Annotated in this window: 18 protein-coding genes; 17 read left to right on the top strand and 1 reads right to left on the bottom strand. The window is 47.4% G+C overall.

Annotation, left to right across the window (positions count from 1 at the left end):
- Positions 1-32: 32 nt before the first annotated feature.
- Entirely contained in the window at positions 33-1,034 is a 1,002-nt protein-coding gene (locus ACFQ03_RS04775) for a hypothetical protein (protein WP_379286423.1), read from the bottom strand.
- 340 nt (positions 1,035-1,374) lie between these two features.
- Between ACFQ03_RS04775 and ACFQ03_RS04770 the strand changes: the two genes are divergently transcribed.
- The 17 genes from ACFQ03_RS04770 (at position 1,375) to ACFQ03_RS04690 (ending at position 19,631) form a co-directional block, all read left to right on the top strand.
- Positions 1,375-1,767 (top strand): VOC family protein, encoded by a 393-nt coding sequence (locus tag ACFQ03_RS04770; protein WP_144941312.1) that lies wholly within the window; start codon positions 1,375-1,377, stop codon positions 1,765-1,767.
- A gap of 408 nt (positions 1,768-2,175) precedes the next feature.
- Positions 2,176-2,553, top strand: a complete 378-nt coding sequence (locus tag ACFQ03_RS04765) for a GntR family transcriptional regulator (protein WP_144940374.1) — start codon at positions 2,176-2,178, stop codon at positions 2,551-2,553.
- A 47-nt stretch (positions 2,554-2,600) separates the two neighbouring features.
- Positions 2,601-3,374, top strand: coding sequence for a hypothetical protein (locus ACFQ03_RS04760; protein WP_379286420.1), 774 nt, complete (start codon positions 2,601-2,603; stop codon positions 3,372-3,374).
- A 12-nt stretch (positions 3,375-3,386) separates the two neighbouring features.
- Positions 3,387-4,820, top strand: coding sequence for a hypothetical protein (locus ACFQ03_RS04755; protein ID WP_379286418.1), 1,434 nt, complete (start codon positions 3,387-3,389; stop codon positions 4,818-4,820).
- Positions 4,817-5,533, top strand: a complete 717-nt coding sequence (locus ACFQ03_RS04750; RefSeq protein ID WP_379286416.1) for an ATP-binding cassette domain-containing protein — start codon at positions 4,817-4,819, stop codon at positions 5,531-5,533. Before ACFQ03_RS04755 ends, ACFQ03_RS04750 begins: the two co-directional genes overlap by 4 nt.
- Positions 5,534-5,815: 282 nt before the next feature.
- A complete protein-coding gene (locus tag ACFQ03_RS04745; RefSeq protein ID WP_379286414.1) occupies positions 5,816-6,238 on the top strand; it encodes a hypothetical protein in 423 nt (140 codons plus the stop codon).
- A 1,067-nt stretch (positions 6,239-7,305) separates the two neighbouring features.
- Complete coding sequence (locus ACFQ03_RS04740; protein WP_379286412.1) at positions 7,306-8,934, top strand: serine/threonine protein kinase; 1,629 nt, start codon at positions 7,306-7,308, stop codon at positions 8,932-8,934.
- 255 nt (positions 8,935-9,189) lie between these two features.
- Positions 9,190-10,296: an AAA family ATPase gene (locus tag ACFQ03_RS04735; protein ID WP_379286410.1), complete on the top strand. Its 1,107-nt coding sequence runs from the start codon at positions 9,190-9,192 to the stop codon at positions 10,294-10,296.
- On the top strand, positions 10,245-11,507 hold the full coding sequence (locus ACFQ03_RS04730; protein WP_379286408.1) for a CpaF family protein: 1,263 nt from the start codon (positions 10,245-10,247) through the stop codon (positions 11,505-11,507). Before ACFQ03_RS04735 ends, ACFQ03_RS04730 begins: the two co-directional genes overlap by 52 nt.
- A 52-nt stretch (positions 11,508-11,559) precedes the next feature.
- Positions 11,560-12,396, top strand: a complete 837-nt coding sequence (locus ACFQ03_RS04725; RefSeq protein WP_379286406.1) for a type II secretion system F family protein — start codon at positions 11,560-11,562, stop codon at positions 12,394-12,396.
- 11 nt (positions 12,397-12,407) lie between these two features.
- On the top strand, positions 12,408-13,193 hold the full coding sequence (locus tag ACFQ03_RS04720) for a type II secretion system F family protein (RefSeq protein ID WP_379286404.1): 786 nt from the start codon (positions 12,408-12,410) through the stop codon (positions 13,191-13,193).
- Between the two features lie 115 nt (positions 13,194-13,308).
- Positions 13,309-13,527 (top strand): Flp1 family type IVb pilin, encoded by a 219-nt coding sequence (locus tag ACFQ03_RS04715; RefSeq protein ID WP_379286402.1) that lies wholly within the window; start codon positions 13,309-13,311, stop codon positions 13,525-13,527.
- Positions 13,528-13,531: 4 nt separating this feature from the next.
- Positions 13,532-14,545, top strand: coding sequence for a TadE/TadG family type IV pilus assembly protein (locus ACFQ03_RS04710; RefSeq protein WP_191964395.1), 1,014 nt, complete (start codon positions 13,532-13,534; stop codon positions 14,543-14,545).
- A gap of 16 nt (positions 14,546-14,561) precedes the next feature.
- Complete coding sequence (locus ACFQ03_RS04705) at positions 14,562-16,871, top strand: DUF5702 domain-containing protein (protein WP_379286399.1); 2,310 nt, start codon at positions 14,562-14,564, stop codon at positions 16,869-16,871.
- A 46-nt stretch (positions 16,872-16,917) separates the two neighbouring features.
- Entirely contained in the window at positions 16,918-17,541 is a 624-nt protein-coding gene (locus tag ACFQ03_RS04700; RefSeq protein WP_379286397.1) for a hypothetical protein, read from the top strand.
- A 37-nt stretch (positions 17,542-17,578) separates the two neighbouring features.
- On the top strand, positions 17,579-18,091 hold the full coding sequence (locus tag ACFQ03_RS04695; protein WP_379286395.1) for an A24 family peptidase: 513 nt from the start codon (positions 17,579-17,581) through the stop codon (positions 18,089-18,091).
- A 19-nt stretch (positions 18,092-18,110) separates the two neighbouring features.
- Entirely contained in the window at positions 18,111-19,631 is a 1,521-nt protein-coding gene (locus tag ACFQ03_RS04690; RefSeq protein ID WP_379286393.1) for a DUF6382 domain-containing protein, read from the top strand.
- Positions 19,632-19,706: the final 75 nt, after the last annotated feature.

Here is a 19,706-nt window from a genome sequence, read left to right as displayed (position 1 = left end):
TCATCGTTGGCTACGGGTTCCCCGTCCTTGAATTACTGAAATACTTTGGTCAGCCTTCGGATCGGATGGTAGATTCTTCGCGAGGCGAACCAGGACAGCAGCAAGGCCATAAACAGGCCGAAGGTGCTTACCAGAAGGATCGTCCTCACCATGGCGGATACAGGGGCCATGATTTGGGAGAGCGGGGTAGCCGAAATATAAGTAAATTCATCCCCAAGCCTGGATAGCTTGCCGTAAGAGACGGAGAAGCTCTCTCCCTGCCATTCATAAACGAACGTATTCTCGAGGAGATTATCGTTTCGCACGTAGTCTCGTAACTCCTCTTCCAGCCCGCGAATTCCTTCCGTATTGGAGGAATCCGTGACCTGCCGGTCTTGGTGGTCCATAAGAAAAGCGACGCCCGCACCGGAAGTCAACTTCTGTACCATGTTATTCAGAGCCGACTGATTAATATAGATGATGAATGCGCCATAAGCTTCCTTCTGAGTCCCTCCCGGAAGCTTGATGATAACTCCATGACGAGCCATATCCGGCAGGTGAACGGGATGAATGGAATGAATCCAATAAATTCCTTTATTCGGGTCCAACAAGGATTGGAAAAGCTTCCGCTCCGCTTCATCGGACAACGTCCGGACGCCGGAATCGTCTCCGATGACTTTGTTGGAATCCTTGAGATATAAAGCGACTGAGCTGATAAGAGGGTTGGAGTTCTGCATCAAGGCTAACGAACGAAGCAGCTCGTCCGTTCTCTGGAATTGCTGGTGAAAGTCGATCTCCGTCAGCGATATGTCAAAGCCCGGATTGAACCCGAGCTGGGCGGAATATAGCTCCAAATGCGACAAGTAGTCATCCAGCCTCTGGATGGATTGCTTGAGCTGGATTTGATGTGCCTTGTTCAATTCGTTAACGATCCGATCACTGCCGGTGTAGTAGAGACCGATACTGATCAGGGTCACGGGCAGGCAGGTAATGATGAGGACAAGAATTAAGCTTTTTCGGTAAAAGCTCCCCTTAACCATTCCAAGATTGATCATAAATAAAGCTTCACACCTCTCCCGAAAAATCGGAACAATATTTCTAGTATACCAACATTTCATTATTTGTGAAAAGGCTTTCTTTGACCTTTGCGCTGTGCAGCTGTTGTCGGTAATCCTTGAGCTTTAGTATATAGAAACCTCCGGGATTATATTGACGGCGAAAACATTGGACCGGATTAACGTAGGATAGAAGCTTTAATTGTCAAACGGATTAGTTTGGTTGAAGTCTCATTCTCCTGCATTTGCAAAAGATAATCAAATACCGATATTTCAGATGAAAATACACGGCTTTTATGATAGGATAAAAGAAAATCATAAGAAGAGGATGGGGAAGCAAATGGCAAGAACGAAAATAGAGCATGTTGGATTAATGGTGGCCGATATGGACAAGTCCATTTCTTTTTACGAGGAAGTGGTTGGTCTGCGGCTGAAAGGGAAATTGGATCACTCCAACGGGGTATTGAAGCTGGCTTTTCTCGGATTTAATGTCGACGGGGAAACGGAGATCGAGCTGATTGAAGGATATAATGCCGGGCTGCCGCAGGAAGGGAAGGTCCATCATTTAGCCTTCACCGTAGACAGCATAGAAGAGGAGTTTGCCAGAATCAAGAGTCTGGAGCATGTAAAGTTGATTGATCAGGAGATTACGACACTGCCCAACGGTTCGAAATATTTCTTCTTCCACGGACCGGACGGGGAATGGATTGAATTTTTCGAGCCGGGACGTTAAGAACGCTCAATTCGTCCAGCATGTGAGCACGCAGGCCTTGTACGATCTATAGATAATTCGCAGCCGCCCTTGGTAAAAATCCGAGGGCGGTTTTTAACCACATTAGAAAGTTTAAGTTGATTAAAGCATTAAAATGGAACAAAATTTCTAATTGGCATAAAAAGCTTCCTCTAATACCGGGTTATTCGTCTTCGAAGAGGCTCCGTTAGGAGCTTTTTTTACCACATTAGAAAGTTTAAGTTGATTAAAGCATTAAAATGGAACAAAATTTCTAATTGGCATAAAAAGCTTCCTCTAATACCGGGTTATTCGTCTTCGAAGAGGCTCCGTTAGGAGCTTTTTTTACTATTGACAATAATGTGTACTATACCGATAATACACATAAGAGAGAAGGCAGGTGAGCCTCGTGTGCTGAATTTCCATGATCTAAAGCTCAATAACAAAGAGCCTGTATATATCCAGATTGCCTTGTATGTCAAGAGACAAATCCTGCTGAAAAGAGCCGCCACCGGTGATAAACTGCCGTCGAGGCGGGAATTGGCGGCACAGCTTAATGTTAACCCCAATACCGTACAGAAGGCCTTTCGACTGATGGAAGAGGAAGGCTATGTGCATACAAGCGGCAATCAGGGCAGCATTATTTACGTGGATTCGGCCATCGCTGCCTCCATTGAAGAAGAGCTGACCCGCCAGATGGTCAGGGAATTTATTGCCTCGGCCAAAGAGATTGACCTATCATTCAAGAAGGTGATCGATCTCATCAGCGATCTTTGGGAACAAGATTAATTTTGGTTAAAGTGTACTAGTTGATTAATACAACTGGGGGTTGGAGTATGAAAGGATTCTATCGATTATTGAATTATGAGTTTTCAACGATGCTCCGGGCTGTTTTGCTGCTTTGTCTGGGCACCCTTATATCGCCGCTGTTGTTTCTGAATACAGCCATCCGGGATTTGAGCATTTATTCCGTTCATGAGCGGTTTGAAGATTTATATGTTTCATCGGGCTGTGTCATTGTCTTTTTGATTTATTTGGTGACCTTATTCGCCTTTTTTGTGAAATCCGTATACGCCAACTATTGGGGGAGCAAAAGCATCTATACTTTACTCACTCTTCCGGTAAGACGGGAAACAGTTTATTTTAGCAAATTGCTGGCTTTTGCGATTGGTCTTGCTATTCTGCTTTCGGTGCAGATCTTCAGCGTGTGGCTGGGATACGGCTGGGTCGCCTCCAAGCTGAAGCATTTGAACGAGGGGCAATTTCTAATGGCGAACGGCTTATTTCTGGCCTTCATCCGCTCAGAATTTCTACGAATCCTCCTCCCCATGAATATAAGCGGGCTGCTGTCATCGGCCAGCCTTTGGATAACCGTTCTAACCGGAATTTACTATGCGGTTTTGTGTGAGCGCAGTAAGCGCTATTGGGGATTTGTTCCGATAGCGGCGGCTATTGTGGTATTGATTTATGTCATTAATCACCGGTTAGCCCCGCCTGCTTATTACGGCATCCACCACGATCTCTACCTGCCCAGCATCCTCTTGCTTTCTTTAAGCGGTTTTTTCATGTGGCACAGCATTCGATTAATTCAAAAAGGCGCCATCGCGTAGGAAGGGGAGATTATGTTGGATCGCTTAAGGAAGCATTTAGCCATTCCGCTGCTCATTATCGCTTTAGCGCTGATTGGGGGAATGTTTGCAAAGCTGTATTTGTCCAAGGACGAGGGGACATTTTACTTGCAGGACCTGTACGGCGACCGCTCCGCTCTTGAGGGCGTAACGATTAGCGGGGACCTGCGGGACGGGTATCACCGGACACATTTTTCTATTCGTGGAAGTCAGGTCGTAACTGCTACCGATTTTTATGAGAAAAACCCGGGAGGATTCTCGCATAGACATTCAGTCGGTGCAGCAAAAACCATTGATGGTATACAGCATGAGGCAAGACCCTCATTTGTGGGTGAGTATGATTTCGATATCACCTATCAGGATAGAAGGAATCCTAAACATATGATCACAGGTACGGGCTATGTAAAAACAGGTTTAGCCTTTCACGATCCAAGCAAGAGCACGAATAACGACATGATTATGGATTATACGGATACCGAAATGATCACGGGGACGAATACGAACACCGGGTCTGGAACGACGGGGGCTGGGAGTACTAATGTTTCGTCCAGGCAGTACTTCTTCGCGAATGACCTCAATTACGGGATTACAAGAATTGGTGACAAAGTCTACTTTACAGTGCCCACTACAAGTGGATATACGGGAATGAACGGGATATATGAGATTACGGATTTTTCTGTTGGAGGATTCCTGCGTCCCGCTGAAAAAGCTGCTCGAGAGCTGGTGGCTATCGATCTGGATAACAATGGGAAAGAAGGGGCCCCCAAGGTTGAAGTGCTTGGATTGGAGGCGGTCGGCGATAAATTGGTGCTGATCCTGTCCGAAGATAACAAACTGACGCTTCGGGGGTTCGACAGCCATAGTGGAGCAGATCTGGGCAAAGTCACAATGGAGGATATCGCAATCGGGGGGCGGGAAAATGTAAAGGATCCGTCTGATTCCAAGGAAGAGACGCATTATGCCGCTTATGAAGCTTTTATCGATCATGATGTGCAAGTGATTAATCTGATATTCAGCAGAGGGCCTGCGGAGCCCGATGAAGTGAAAACTACGATGCTGAGCTTTGATTTGTCCGACGGAGTCATGTTAATCGGCACGGTTAAGGAGAGCTATCCGAGAGAGGAAATCGACCGTTTCTATGATACGACTCTGATCAGCCACCGACAGGGCAAGCTTTATGTAGTGAAAACGTTGAGGGACAGTGAAGAAAAGAGTCAAATACCTTATGATATTGTACGTCCTAAACATCTCATGATCTATGTTTATGAGAATGCAAAGCTGGTTTATAAGGGTGAACTGGTGACAGATATGAATGATGATGTCATCCATGTCCGTAATTTGCCTCCTTCGACCGGAGGATTCGGATATGATGAGGTCAGATACAGAAATTTCGATAACGTTCGCATCGGGCAGGGGGGAGAAGCATGATTGAGATGAAGTTCGTTACCAAGCGATATGCCGGAGGCCATTACGGATTGTATTGGGAAAGCGCAACGATCCCTACTGGAGAAATCGTAGGAATATTAGGGGAGAACGGCAGCGGCAAAACAACCCTGCTCAAAGCGATCATGGGAATTGGAGACATTGAGAACGGTGAAATCCGGATTGACGGGCTTCCGGTCACGCAGCAATATGAGAAGATGGCTTTTATTACTGAAGAAGGAAGCTTCCTTCCTGATTTGACTCCCTATGAATACGGCCAGTTTTTGGCGGATTTTTTTCCTCGATTCGATTGGGAACGGTATAACAAGCTCTTGAAGTTTTTTAACATCGAGAGCCACGGACAGATCAAGAAGTTTTCCAAAGGACAGAAGTCCAAGCTGGAGATCTGCGCCGGTTTTTCCAAAGGGGCCAAGTACATTCTGATGGATGAGCCCTTTCTCGGCAAGGATATGTTTACCCGGCGGGATTTTTTGAAGCTGATGGTTTCCAGCCTGAAAGGGGACGAAACGATCCTTCTAACGACTCATATTATTGATGAAATCGAAAATGTGCTGGACCGGGCCATCATTCTTCGCTACGGGCGGGTGAAGGCCGACTTTTATATTGACGACATTCGGGAGGAAGGCAGAACCTTGGCCGATGTTATGGCCGAAATAACAGGATATGAGGAGAACCAATATAAGGAGATATTTGATTAGGGGAATTTCTCGATGTTTCATAAGGAGGTGAATGTTAAGAGTTAGTTGGTGATTGGATTGCTGCTTGTATCCTCGGTAGCAATGACAGCCTGTGAGAGCAACCCAAATACAAATAAGCGCGAAGCAATCGTCTCCATGCTACTTGAAGGCGCTTCTTCAATATGAATTCTCCCAGGTTGAAAACTTATTGGAAGAATGGGCGAAAATGTTCTCAATCAAATGCTGGACGATGTATTGGAAGGATGGCATCTATACAGATATCCCCAGGGGAGAGATCGCAAGTTGAATCGACTTCTCCTTCAAAAGGGCGGCGATCCTAACGCAGTAGACAGCAACGATGCCTTATTCAAGGTGGGAACGGCAGAAGTGTTATATTTTCATGTCAAGAGCTCGGATGGTGCGACATTGTTACTTAATGCGATTGGTGCACGATATAGGGAGATGGTTCAATATTTACTAGAGCAAGGTATGGATCCGAATGAAAAGGGGTGGGCTCAGGAAGGGGAGCCGATGACTTCACTGCATTTCGTCATTAATTTCGACGAGGAACACCATATTATAAAGATGCTGCTCGATCATCCCGAGATTGACTTGCTCTCAAAGAACCAGCTCGAAATGACCCCATTAGAGTTGGCGCAGCGACAAGGAATGACCAAAGTCATCGAAATGATTGAGGAAAACTCGGTGAGTCTTCTTGATTTATAATAAACTGTAAATAATCATTGATCACACATCACCACTTGCAGTTAGCAAAATTTAATCAATGTCAAAATAAATCAAGTGACAACACGTTTTGTTTGTAGTACAATACAGTGGAATATGGCCAGCACGATTAGTTTATCACTACGTCCAAAAAAATTTGGTATGGGAGTGGTAAGCTTGAACAATAAAAGTAATAAGAAGAAAAGCAGTAATAAGGATAGAACCAGCGACAGTTTTGTCAAAGGGATTCTTGGGTACCTGATTATTATACTATTTCTGGTTCTGCTTATTAAAATTTTTAGTAAGTGATGCATGTAGGAACGAGTGTCATGCGATTCGCAAAATGATGTAGATAAACTAATCGTGGTGAGCCATTCAAGTGAATGGCTCACCACGATAAAAAATAAAATAATAAAAAGGGATCAAAACCGCAACCTGTTCTTGACGAAACGGCCCTCTGAAATTGGTGATTCTGCATAGCTGCTTTGCCATGCCAGACTAGAATATGGTGCAAATCCGCACCACATGTTTGGGATTGTATCCATTTTATTTTTATAATTAGGGTGCGAAAATGCTCCCTGTTCACAACGTTTTTCGTAAACTAATGATTTCGTTGAGGTGCTTTTGCACTTTATCGCACTACAATCTCTCAAACCTCTAATTAGTTTAGCGGAAATGGGAATCTAAGCACTCATTATGGTTTGATCGAAAAAAGAACCTTCAAATTTGAAAGTTCTTTTTTGATTTTCCAAGGAGTTAATGAAACTGAAGAAAGTGATGTCTTTTCTCATAGTTGGGTTGATCATCGCGGGATTATTATTGGCTATAAAAACTCCTTTGTTAGCATGAACAAGGTGATAATTTGAATTAAACGCCGGCAGGTCAATTTTTAAATACGATAGTTGACATTAATTTCCGTTTGTTTTATAGTAAAAAGTAACCTATTACCATTAAGATATATTATTTGAAAATATAGGCTCATTTCGAGACGGAAGCACCGTCCTTATGCTTTAGCAAGCATAGGGGCGGTGTTTGTTTTTTTACTGTGGCCAGAAAGGAAGAGGAGAAGAATGAACACGTGCGAGCCCATGCTCACCGGACAATTATTGGCGGGGCGTTATCGGATTCTGTCCGTCATCGGCAGAGGGGGGATGAGCAACGTTTATTTGGCGGAAGATACGAAGCTTCCGGGCAAACGCTGGGCTGTCAAGGAATCGCGGAAGCATTCCGGGCATAAGAAGCTGTTTCATGAGGAAGCGGCCCTGCTAATCCGTTTAGACCACCCGTTTTTACCCAAGATCGTCGATTTTTTCCCGCCGAATGAGGAAGGCTTAAGCTATTTGGTGACCGATTATATTCATGGGGAAACCCTTCAGCAGAGATTTCAACGAGTGGGAGCTCTGCCCTATAACGATGTGATCAAATATGCGGTTCAGCTTTGCGAGCTGTTCGATTATTTGCATCATTTTAAGCCACGCCCCATCATATACCGTGATTTGAAGCCCAGCAATGTAATGATCGATGAGCAGAATAACGTTCGCTTGATTGACTTTGGCATTGCCCGTAAATATAATGCCGAGCGTACGGCCGATACGATTCAGCTTGGTACGATTGGATTTGCTGCGCCGGAGCAGTTTTTGAATCGCCAGACAGACGAGAGGACGGATTTATATACGCTGGGTGCGATGATGTACTATCTGCTGAGCGGGGGAAGATATTACAGCATCGATGCCCGCGACCGCGCGGTGAGGGAACTGCCCAAGAATTTGCCCGCATCATTGACGCATGTCATGTTTCGGCTGCTGGCAGACCAGCCAGATGAACGAATTCAGACCGCGTTAGAGGTTAAGCGTCTGCTTCAGGAAGGGATGGAGCTTCCGGATAACCAGCGGCCGATGAACGGTCATTCGCCGGGCGACAAGCATCCCGACAAGCGTAAGCTTGTCGTCATCGGGGGACTTTATCCCGGTGCCGGAGCCACCTTCGTCGCGGTTTCTCTGGCCCGACTGCTGCACGACAGCAAGATCCCCCACGCTCTTATTGAGCACTCGGGCAATTCGCCCGAGCTTCATTCCCTTCTGTTCGGAGAGCGAAATGCACCGCCGGAATATCGTTACTACACACAGCAGGACTTCATGACCGAACGCTCGACCGGAATGCGCTGGCAGGACGGATACACCGAGTGGCTGCCGCTTCCTCCAGAGCGTATGTCGGAGAGAGTGTGGACGGCGGATCACTATTTCCGGCTGCTGTACTTACTGGACTATCCGGCTGTCCTCCTCGATGTTTCCAGCCAGTGGGGCGACCCTACGGTTCAAGAAATGTGCAGGGAGGCCGATCATGTGATCATTGTCGCAGACCCTTATCCTTCCAAATTAAATATGCCGCAAACCCAGGCTTCCCTTCGCTTCATAAGCGGCCTTTCGAATAAAGAAGTCCATTGGATTGCCAATCGTGATGAGTCTTTCTCAGGCCGAAGAGAGTGGTTGGGCACGTTTCCGCGGCAGCCGGTTTGTCTTCCCGCTTATGCGGGGAAACATCTTCTGGACTCTCACTGGAAGGGGAGGATAGCACAGGATCATCCGGGTATACTTGATTCGTTAAGGCAGCATTGCGGGTCTCTTGTATCCGCTATCTGCCATCCAGGAGACAGGAGCGAACGAAAGCTCGGCAAATGGCTGGTCAAATGGTTTAAATAAATTTATGTAAATATATTGAATAGTTATCATTTTATGGTATAATTCTAATAGATTTCATTTTCAAGCGGAAGCACCGCAGAGCAAATTGATTTTGCTTTGTGGTGCTTCTTTTTTTGTCGGAAGGGAGAGATGAATAATCGGAAAAGAGATGAGATTAGCGGTCGGGATTGCTGTGTTGTCTCTCTTGCTGATCGCCGGCGGGGCGCTGCAAATGGCCGGATTACTGTCGTAGTAAAGCGGGAAGGAGGAAGAAATATGGAGAAAAGACGAATTGCAATTCTGGATAACGATCTCGCTTATACTAATATGCTGCTTAACTATGTACGAACATCGGAATACAGGACCAAGATGATCGTTAAAATCTTTACAGAACCCGGCATGCTGGAGGAGCCGGACAGCTTTGATCTGATTCTGGCCGGTTCGGACCTCTTGCCCGAACAAATACCGTCCGCAATACCGGTAGCCAGCCTCGTAGACGAACCGGTTCCGGCGGATAATGCCGAGCTGAAGATTTATCGGTTTCAGCCGCTTAATCAACTGTTTTCACAGTTAACAGCGATCATGATGGAACGGCCCAATCCGTGGCGGTTGACCGGCGGCGAGGAAGCCGAACCGAGCTTGATTTCGGTTTATTCCGCTGTCGGGGGCAGCGGCAAGACCGCTTTGGCTGTCCATTTGGCCGCGACTCTGGCATTTCAGGGCTCCAAAGTATTCTATTTGAGTCTGGAGACAGTTCGCTCCATTCCATACTTTCCCCGGCAGCCGGAGAAGCGTTCGTTCGAACGGATGCTCTATTATTTGCAGGCGGAGTCTCCTTACATTCAATCCAAGCTGGAGCAGTATAAAAGTATTGATCCTGTAAGCAAGGTGGAATATCTGGACCCTTGCGAGAGCATGGAAGAGATGGAAGGCATGACGGAACAGGACACGCAGAGGCTGCTCTGGCTTCTGAAGCAATCGGATTACGATTACGTCATTATTGATGGAGATTCCGCCATGCACACAAGGGCTATGGCAAGCCTGATGGCGAGCGATCGAATTTTGTGGCTGATTGAAGATGAACTCAATCATTTAACGAAAACTAAGCAGGTGTATGAGCGTTTTCGGTTGGGAGCCGGCAAATCCGTAACAGAAGGGAAGCTGCCCGAGGTTTTGTTCATTCTTAACAAATATACGGGAAGTCTGGTTAACGACATCGGCGGCTTTGGATTTCCATTATTCGGGCATTTGCCGTTCGTTCCGGATTGGAGCAGCCTGCACTCCGCCTCTCAGTTGTTTGCGGACAACAGCTATCGCGTTCAATTGATGAGATGGTTGACGAAGCTGGCGCCGGAAGCAAGAGGGGAGGAGATGACCTGCTGATCGAGGAGGAACTGATTCGGAAGCTCCGTCTGTCTATCGCTGAACAATTGGATTATTCGGAGGCCAAATCGGATGATGAATTAATAGAAATGATTGAAGAGGAAGTCTTCTCCTCCGAGTGCTGCACCGGCTGGACAGCACGGCAGAAGGCGTACGCTGTCAGACGATTATTTCATTCGTTTCGCGGATTGGATGTCCTGCAGCCCCTGATTGATGACCGTTCCATCTCGGAAATCATGATAAACAGCCATCAAGAGATCTTTATCGAAAGGGCGGGAGAGGTCCTCCCTTATCCTACAGTGTTCGAGGATCCTCAGAAGCTGGAGGATATCATTCAGTCTATCGTTTCCAAAGTAAATCGTGTCGTGAATGAAGCGTCTCCTATCGTAGATGCGAGATTGGCGGACGGGTCGCGGGTCAATGTCGTTCTGCCGCCCATTGCGCTGAAAGGACCGACGATGACCATCCGGAAATTTCCCGACAAGCCCATGTCCATGAAGGAACTGGTTGACAAGGAGGCATTGACCGAAGAGGCGGCTGGTTTGCTGGAGCAGCTCGTCAAAGCGAAATACAACATTTTCATAGGGGGAGGAACAGGTTCGGGCAAGACGACCTTCCTGAATGCCCTGTCTGATTTTATCCCTGCCGATGAACGGATTATTACGATAGAGGATTCGGCAGAGCTGCAAATAAGGAATGTGCCTAACCTGGTAAGCTTGGAAACGAGAAACGCGAATACCGAAGGCAAGGGTGAAATTACGATTCGCGACTTGATTCGGGCATCCCTCCGCATGAGGCCTAACCGGATCATTGTGGGAGAAGTACGGGGGGCGGAAGCTCTGGACATGCTGCAGGCGATGAACACCGGGCATGAAGGCTCGATCTCTACCGGCCATTCCAATTCCACCGCCGATATGATCAGCCGTTTGGAAACGATGGTGCTGAGCGGGGCGGAGCTGCCGCTAGATGTTGTACGGAAGCAGATCGCTTCGGCCATTGATATCATGATTCACTTGACCCGATTGCGCGATAAATCCAGGCGGGTAACGGAAATATCGGAGGTAATCGGAATGCGGGGAGGGGAGGTGCACTTGCAGCCGCTGTTTATTTTTCGGGAAGAAGGCACACAGCAGGGCAAGATCATAGGCAAGCTGCAGCCTACGGAGCATAAGCTTACCCGAACGGATAAGCTGCACGCAGCAGGATTTTAAGAAGAAGGTGGTGTGAGCGATCATCATCATAGCCTGTGCCGCAGGGATAGGATTGTTCGTATGGGGACTGCTCTCTTTGTTGGAGCGCACCCGCAAGTCCAAACAGGGGGACATATCTCAGTTCAAAGTGTCGAGGGCGGAAACGGTCATAGATTACTCGGTGTACCGGTTATCCGTACAAGAGAGGGTTATGGCGGTTGTCGTAGCAAGCGGGAGTCTTTATGCTGTCGGATATCTTTTTTACAAGCAGCCGTTAATCTCTCTCATTATGGCGGCACTCGGATTATTCTATCCGAAATGGATATCCAGGAAAAAGATGATTAAACGCAAAGCGGAGCTTAATGATCAATTCCGGCAGGCCCTTTTTTCATTGTCCTCATCGCTAACAGCCGGAAAATCGGTGGAAAGCGGTTTGGCGGAGGCGGTTAACGATTTAAAAACCCTGTATTCCAATCCTAATACCTATATTATTGCAGAGTTCGATCGGATGAACAGAAAAATCCAGAACGGCGAGACGATTGAAGCCGTGCTGAGAGAATTTGATGAAAGAGCCGATCTCGAAGATATTCATAATTTCGTAGACGTTTTCGTTACCTGTAAAAGATCGGGAGGAAATTTAATCGAAGTCGTCCGCAGAACCGCGAACATAATCGGTGAGAAAATCGAAATTCAGCAAGAAATAGCGGTGCTGATCGCGCAAAAGAAGTTCGAATCGGCGATTCTGAGCGCTGCCCCGTTGGCTGTTATCGGTTTGCTGACGATCAGCTCACCGGATTATATGGCTCCGCTATATTCGGGTTTAACCGGACCGCTTATTATGACGCTATGTTTAGTACTGCTGTTAGGCTGTCACTGGCTTGTCAAAAAAATAATGGATATCAAGGTTTAGGGGAGATGAATTTGGAGGAGACACCTAGCAACTCTTCAATATACAAATGGCTAATGCCTCTTGCGATGAAAGTGGTGACCAAATCGGGACTGATGGAAAGGATGCCCGCCTTCGTCACCAAGCTGCATTTAATGATGGTCTCCTGCTATGGGCGGAGAGCGACAATGGAAATGACCAAACAATTCATCGCAAGGATGATTACGAGCGGAATACTGGTATTTATGCTGACACTCTTGCTGGCTGCTGTAACGGGAGAATGGTTATCGGTTTCGCTGTGCGGACTGCTGCTTGCTGTATTGGCGCCTTGGATAGAAGTGCGCGGTTTAAGTAAGCGAATAAGGCTGCAGAAGAGAAGCATGCTTATTGAGCTTCCGGAATTTCTGAATAAGCTCACCTTGCTGGTCAATGCCGGGGAGACGGTACAGGCGGCGATCATCCGCTGTGTAGATTCCCGCCGGGAAGAGGAATTATCTCCGCTCTTCCGGGAATTATCGATCATGTCCAACGAATTAAAGAATAACCGTTCTTTTGCCAGGGCAATGGAGGAATTGAGCAAGCGGTGCGCTCTTCCCGAAATATCGTTATTTACGACGACTGTGCTGCTTAATTATCGAAGAGGCGGAGACGACTTTGTTGTTGCCCTAAGAGAATTGACGAGAAACCTTTGGGAGAAGCGCAAAGCGCTGGCAAGAACTATGGGCGAGGAAGCTTCTTCCAAGCTTGTGTTTCCGATGGTCATTACTTTCGGAATAGTCATGGTCATCGTTGCCACTCCTGCCATATTAATCATGGGCTAGGTGCAGAATCACGGATGAGACCGAACCGGCCATGCCTTTCAATAACGGCCTAACAGAAGTGAAGTCGATATTTGCAAAACTCAGTATATGAAAATAGAAAATTGGAGGAAAAACTATGCGGAACCTGAAGCAAGCTATTATTCGTTTTTGGCAGGATGAGGAAGGGTTAGGAACGCTTGAGATTTTATTGATTCTGGCGGTGATCGTCATTGTGGCAGTAGCTTTCAGGAAGTGGATTTTTCAGTGGGTGGAAAGCTTGTTTAACAAAGCGGATAAAGAAATTAACGTCCACACCGGTGATGATACGGGCAATATCATGCCTAAAGGAAAATAAGCCGATGCGGAACGTAACGCAAGGGAGAAGGCTGCGGCGTTTCTGCCTGAGTGAGGCCGGAAGCTTTACTATAGAGGCTTCTTTAGTGCTTCCGGTGATCTTTCTATGCACGATCGCCATTCTGTTCTTCGCGCTGTTTATGTACCAGAAGGCGGTATTGTTCCATACGGCGGCAGTCAGTGCGGATCGAACGGCGGCTCATTGGGACAATTCGTATAAAGATCCGGTGACCGGATCATACCCCTTGGACAAGAATGACGGGCTGTACTGGAGAGTTTTTAACGATCAGGCGTCAGACTTGCTGGGAATCATCGGATTGGGTAATCCGGCAGTCGTCGAGCTGCCTCAATCAGGAACGCAGCCTTCCGGGTCCGGCCCGAATAAGAAGCTTTTACAGGCGGCTCAACAACTTCCCGTCTCCTTGGAGGGTCAGTTAAGCTATTCGAACCACGGTCTCGACCGCACCGTGCAGATCAAGCTTAACCAGTTTTTGGGTATTCCTTCTTTAGTTCAAGACTGGTTTGCCATGGACCAGGCGGCGGGAGAGTCGGTCGCACAAGTGACGGATCCCGTGGAATGGATTCGCGCGGTAGATTTAACCAAGTCCTATCTAAGCAGGATTAAGGGTAAAGCTCCTGCAACAGATGTGAAGAAAACATGGCTGGAGAGTGTTTCGGACCCGCCGGAAGTAATCATTCGCTCAGAAAAAGAAGCAAGTGAATATTTACGGAATTTCGTCAATGGGAAGTCGGTAGAAATCGAAACTCATACGGTGGGCCAGTATAGGATAATAGATGCACTAGATCGGGATGGCGTTGCTCATGAAGCGAAGTATACAATCAACTCCAAAAATGTTAAGGATCAAATAAAAAAGGATGTCGAACTTATGAAAAGGGGAGAAGTGAAGGGGGTAGTGTGGCATTTTTTCCGGCATGTCAAGACTGGAAAGACAGCCCTCACTCCATCGCTCAGAAGAGAACTGGAACGGAATGGCATCGTTGTGATCGTCCATAACTGAAGGATGGAGGAATGGAATGAAGCTGAAGCGGTTTCTACGTACCAGTGACGGTTCTGTTTCCGTCTATTTGATCGTGATCATCGTACCAATTTTTCTGTTCCATGCCGTTCTGATCGATTTTGTCCGGGTTAAGCTTGCGGAAAGAGAGACGGAGGCCGCTCTTTGGGCCGCCAACCGCTCGATGTTTTCCCGCTTTGATCGAGAGCTGCAATCCTACGGATTATTCGGAATTGCGGGCAATGAGGAAGAAAGCAGGCAAGTATTTCAAACCGTACTGGATCACAATTTGACGGCTTCCAGCGAAGATTCTATTTTCAATTATTTGGATATCCGCTCCGAGCCGGAGGACAGTTATATACGGCCTCTATTTACACTAGCCAATCATGTCGTGTTTCGGCAGCAGATGCTGGAAGATATGAAGTATCAGGCCCCGATTGAATTTACGATGGAGCTTCTCGACCGGTTCAAAAACTCCGGCTTGACCAAGCAGTTAGCGCAAGCCGCTAAATTCCACGAGCATGCAAATATACTGGAGGAAAAAATAAAGCCATGGAATGAAGCATTGGAGGAGGCATGGGAAGCCGCACAGGACTTCATCGATAGGGGCAAACGGCTGCATCTGAAGTACAGCGGCACTTTGGGCGAGCTTCACGAACGGGCGGACCGCATTGGTCTAAATACAGCGGATAGTGTCAGACAGTCGATTCACGAGGTGGAGGAAGGGTTGGAGAAGGCCGAGGAAGCTTTGGATTCTTTGCAGCAATCTGCGGATTCGCTTGGCAGCACTATCGCCTTATTACTGATGAATCCCGAAGGGAACGCCGAGGCAATAAATTCGCTCTATCAATCCTTGCAATCTACGAAGAAATCCATTTCCGAAACTCAGCGGCAAATTTCCGAGTTTTTACAACGAAAATATGAACTGGAGGAGCTCTTGAAGGATATTTTGGCCTATACTGCTTTATTGGCATCTTTTCAAGTGTCGCTGGAGGAGGATTACGCCGGATTTGCCGAGCAGCATGAGCGCTTGTTGGAGAAGGTAGAGAATGCCAGAGTATTAAATGAGGAGCTCCGCGCGGAAAAGGAAAAGCTGAAGAGCAGCCTGGACAACGACTCATTCCAGGGCTATGACGTGCTGGACAAAATTCCGGTGTACTCCCTCGAATACTTCTCTATTTACAAAACAGAGTCAGCCAAAAGCCTGGCGCAGTTCTCCTGGCTGAAGGAAAAATGGCAATCTACTGTTTTTTTCATCGGGGATGACTACGGAGAAATCTCCAGACAGTTGGAGAAGATGCAAGAGCTGCTTGTCCGATTTGAAAGTGAGCAGGGAGAGAAAGAACGGGAACGTCAGGAGCGGATGAATCAGTTGGAGGTTAGCGATAAGGAACATAAACAGAAGCTCGGGGATGCTCTCAAGGAATTGAATTCTATGTTGGGCCAGTGCGGCATGTGGGGCAGCCAGGACCCTTATACAGCGTTATATCAGAGGCTCGAAGGGGATTCGAACGGGAACCCGGGGCTGTATTCTAAATATTATCAATATAATTCCGATCAACCCCCGGAGATGTCTGAGGTGTACGCGGCCGATCGCCCGGATCAAGCGATCAAGCAGGCTGTAAGCTTCTCGGAACGGATTTCGAATGTGCTTACCGGAATACGTGATGAGATCTATATGAACGAGTATGCATTAACGAAATTCAGTTATCGGACAGCCAAGCTGGAAGCGGGTAAAGGCGGGGTGCCGCCGGCTTCTCATGTGCCGTCTAAGCCGTTGGATCACCCTCTTGCAGATCAGGAAGCGGAGTATATTCTCTATGGAATGAATTCCTGTGCGTCCAATTATTCCGCAGCATATGGCGAGATGTTTGTATTTTTTATGGCGGTCCATATTGTCGAAGGACTTATGGATCCGAAGAAGAGTGTTTTAAATATCGGATCTCCCCTGCTTTTATTTACTGTCGTAGCTGCCCAGGCGGCCATTGAGGCAGTGCAGGATATGCAGAAGCTGGTGAAGGGTGAGGCGGTGCCCGTACTAAAGAAGGTGAAGTCATTAACCGTCTATTATAAAGATTTACTTAGGCTTTTTATGCTGCTCCATAGCAATGACAGTAAAATGATGTCTCGCATGCAGGCTTTAATCGAGTTGAACACGGGGAAGGATCTGACAGAAAGAACGACTTATTTGCAGGCAACCACTTCTTCAACCGTTCGAATCTGGTTTATGCCGGCAGCCATGAGGTTAATGAGTGATCTTGGCTTGCTGGATTGCGGCAATAAAAATAAACGATGCCAAATAACAAAGACAGCGGTGATGTCCTATTAAAGCATTTATTCGGAGGCTGACCCATTGTCAGGAAGGCGGAATAGCCTTGGAAGCGGCGATTGTCATGCCTGTCTTTCTGGTGTTCGCATTAGCGTTAAATATGTTTGTCCAGCTTTCCATTCTCGAGCTATCGTTGAAAACTGCAGTTACCGAATCTACTAAACAAATGGCTGCCTACATGTATCCGGTAGAACTGCTGTATGTGGAGGCCAGGGATAAGGCTTCGGGAACCAAGGCCGCTGCTGTGTGGCGTGATTTGGTGGAGAAGATCGGTCAGGCAAGGGATAAGCTCGTTCAGGCGGAGGAGTGGGTGGAAGACTACGCCGCTTTCTTGCCTGAATCCATCGTAAAGTGGGTGCAGTGGGAACAGACGATGAGAGAGGAGGGGGAAGAGATGGGCAAGGAAGCCTATCATCAATATTACAACAATACTTTAGCCCCCCTTATCTACGAAGCTTTTAAGCCGATTGTTCTGCACCATGCTAATCAGTCCGTTATTAAACCGGACCGCTTCCGCATTACGGATATGAAGTTTCCGACTCTAGGAGATCCGTCTAAGGCTTATTTGGGGATTGAAGCGGAAGTTGCCTTCAAGCTGCCCATTCCCTTCGTTAATAAAACGGTGTATTTACGCAAAAGAGCTTACGAGAGAATATGGACCGGGGCCTGAGGACAGGGCCCCGGCAATCGTGGAAAGGGGGAAGTCAATGGTACCATGGTCAGTTGCTTCCATACTTATGGCCGCTTCCTTCTATACAGATGCGACGCGGCATAAAATATCGAATTCCATCGTGCTGATAGGTTTGACCGCGGGATTCGGTTACTTTAGCTGGTCGGACGGCTGGTCCGGCTTTCTCTACTCTTTATCCGGAATGGGTGCCGGTTTTGCTTTAATGTTTTTGCTTTACCTGCTCAAGGCAATCGGGGCGGGGGATGTCAAGCTTTTTGCGGCTATAGGTGCACTAACGGGTGTGGAGTTTGTCTGTTATTTCCTCTTTTATTCCCTATTCTACGCCGGAATCATCGGTGTGGTCATCCTGCTGGTCCGCAAGCAGTGGGCGGCCAAGGCATCCGGTCTCGGTTTTCGCATCATTGATTTTATTATCCTGAAAAACCGGAAAGCAGTTAGGTTTACAGGCAAAGACGTTATTCGATATCCTTTTCTCTATGCCGCATTTCCGGGTTATTTAACAGCACTGTATGAGGTATTTAACCTATAGGATAGAAAGGAAGTGAATCATGACTACCTTGCTGTATGGTTTAAAATGTGAAATGGACAGACAGCATGGCTGTTATCTGGTTTTATCCGGGGAACCGCCGTTGACACCTGATGATGTTGTCCTGTTAGAGCACAAAATGCTGGAAACCTATACCGTTCCCCGGCAGCTTCCAATAGAATTTGAACAACAGAATCGAAAGATCCGGTTAAGATATGAAACCACCTCATTCATTCCGCTTTCGGAGGCAGTTAAGCAATCCAGACTTTCTGAACAGCAGTTCTATACGTTTCTGTATACGTTGGTTGCGGCTTTGGACGATTGCAAAATCTATATGCTTAGCGAAGACCGCTACGTACTTAAGGAAGAGTTTATCTACATCGGGCAGCGGCATGATGACATTCATTTGCTGTATCTGCCGCTTAAGGAATTATCCGGTAAAGGGAGTGCGCAAGAGGACTTGGTCCGCTTGGCAGATTATTTAGCGAAGCATACATACGTGGAGCAGAGCGAAAATTGGCGCAAGCTGCAAATGCTGCTTAGCGGCGGGCGATTCAGTTTGATGGAGTTGAAGTCCGTTCTGCTCGAAGCCATGGAACGACAGCTACTAGAGGAATCAAAGCCGAATGAAATCGAGCTCCCGGCTCCACAAATAACGGAAAACAGGAAAATTGATAGCCCTGTTGTGCCAGAAGACGATCTGAACTTCGGAACGGAGCGCGCTTTATCCACGTCGTCCGGCAAGCTGATTGTCCTGCTTGGTACGGTCTTTCTGATAGCGGTCTGGGCCTTCTATTGGACGGAACCGTCCGAAGGATTGTTGTATATCGGACTAGGGACCAGCCTGCTGCTGGTGGACGGAATTTATATTTTACACAAAATGGGCAGGCTATCCTTAACTTTCCGATCGAATAAACATCAGGAAGGCAAGGATGCAACAGTGGGCTCGGAGAGTGCAGCCGATATCATGGAGTCTTTCCGTTCAACCGCGTTAGAGCCGGCTGTACCTGGGTTCTCGCGGACCTTATCCAAAGAGAGCCATTGGGAGCATCGGGCTTCTTCGGGGATGGGAGCGGAACGGGAGGAGCTTACGTTTTCGAACGTAAGTCCGGGCGGAAATACGGCCGCTGTCTTGAATCATTCTTCGACTCTGACTGAACAAACTACACTGCTTGTACCGCAGGATGCGACGGTACTGCTTACGCCGGAAGGCATTGAAGCGATTTCGGGCCCGGCCAGACCTTATCTTGAGGTGAAAAGAGAGGACGAGACCGAGAAGGTGCCGATTTCAGACGATGTCTTCCGAATAGGGAGAAGCCAGGAAGCGGTCCATTACGTGGAGGATACGATCGGGGTCTCCAGAATTCATCTGGAAATCAGCCGCAGCGAGGAGCAGGAGGGCTATTTTGTTCAGGATTTGGGCTCGAAGAACGGCAGCTACTTAAATGAAGAACGGCTTATTCCATATCGGAAATATGCAGTGCAGGCAGAGGACCGAATCAAGATCGCCACCGTGGAGATGATCTTTAAAAATCCGTCATAAAACTGGGGCCATATCAATACCCCACGTGACGTAACCTTCGAAGCTTATTCCGTCCGCACTCCAACAGAGTCGGCG

The organism is Paenibacillus residui (assembly GCF_042677205.1).
Taxonomy (GTDB): domain Bacteria; phylum Bacillota; class Bacilli; order Paenibacillales; family NBRC-103111; genus Paenibacillus_L; species Paenibacillus_L residui.
Note: the sequence above shows the minus strand (reverse complement) of the source record. Positions and strands in the feature narration are given on the sequence as shown.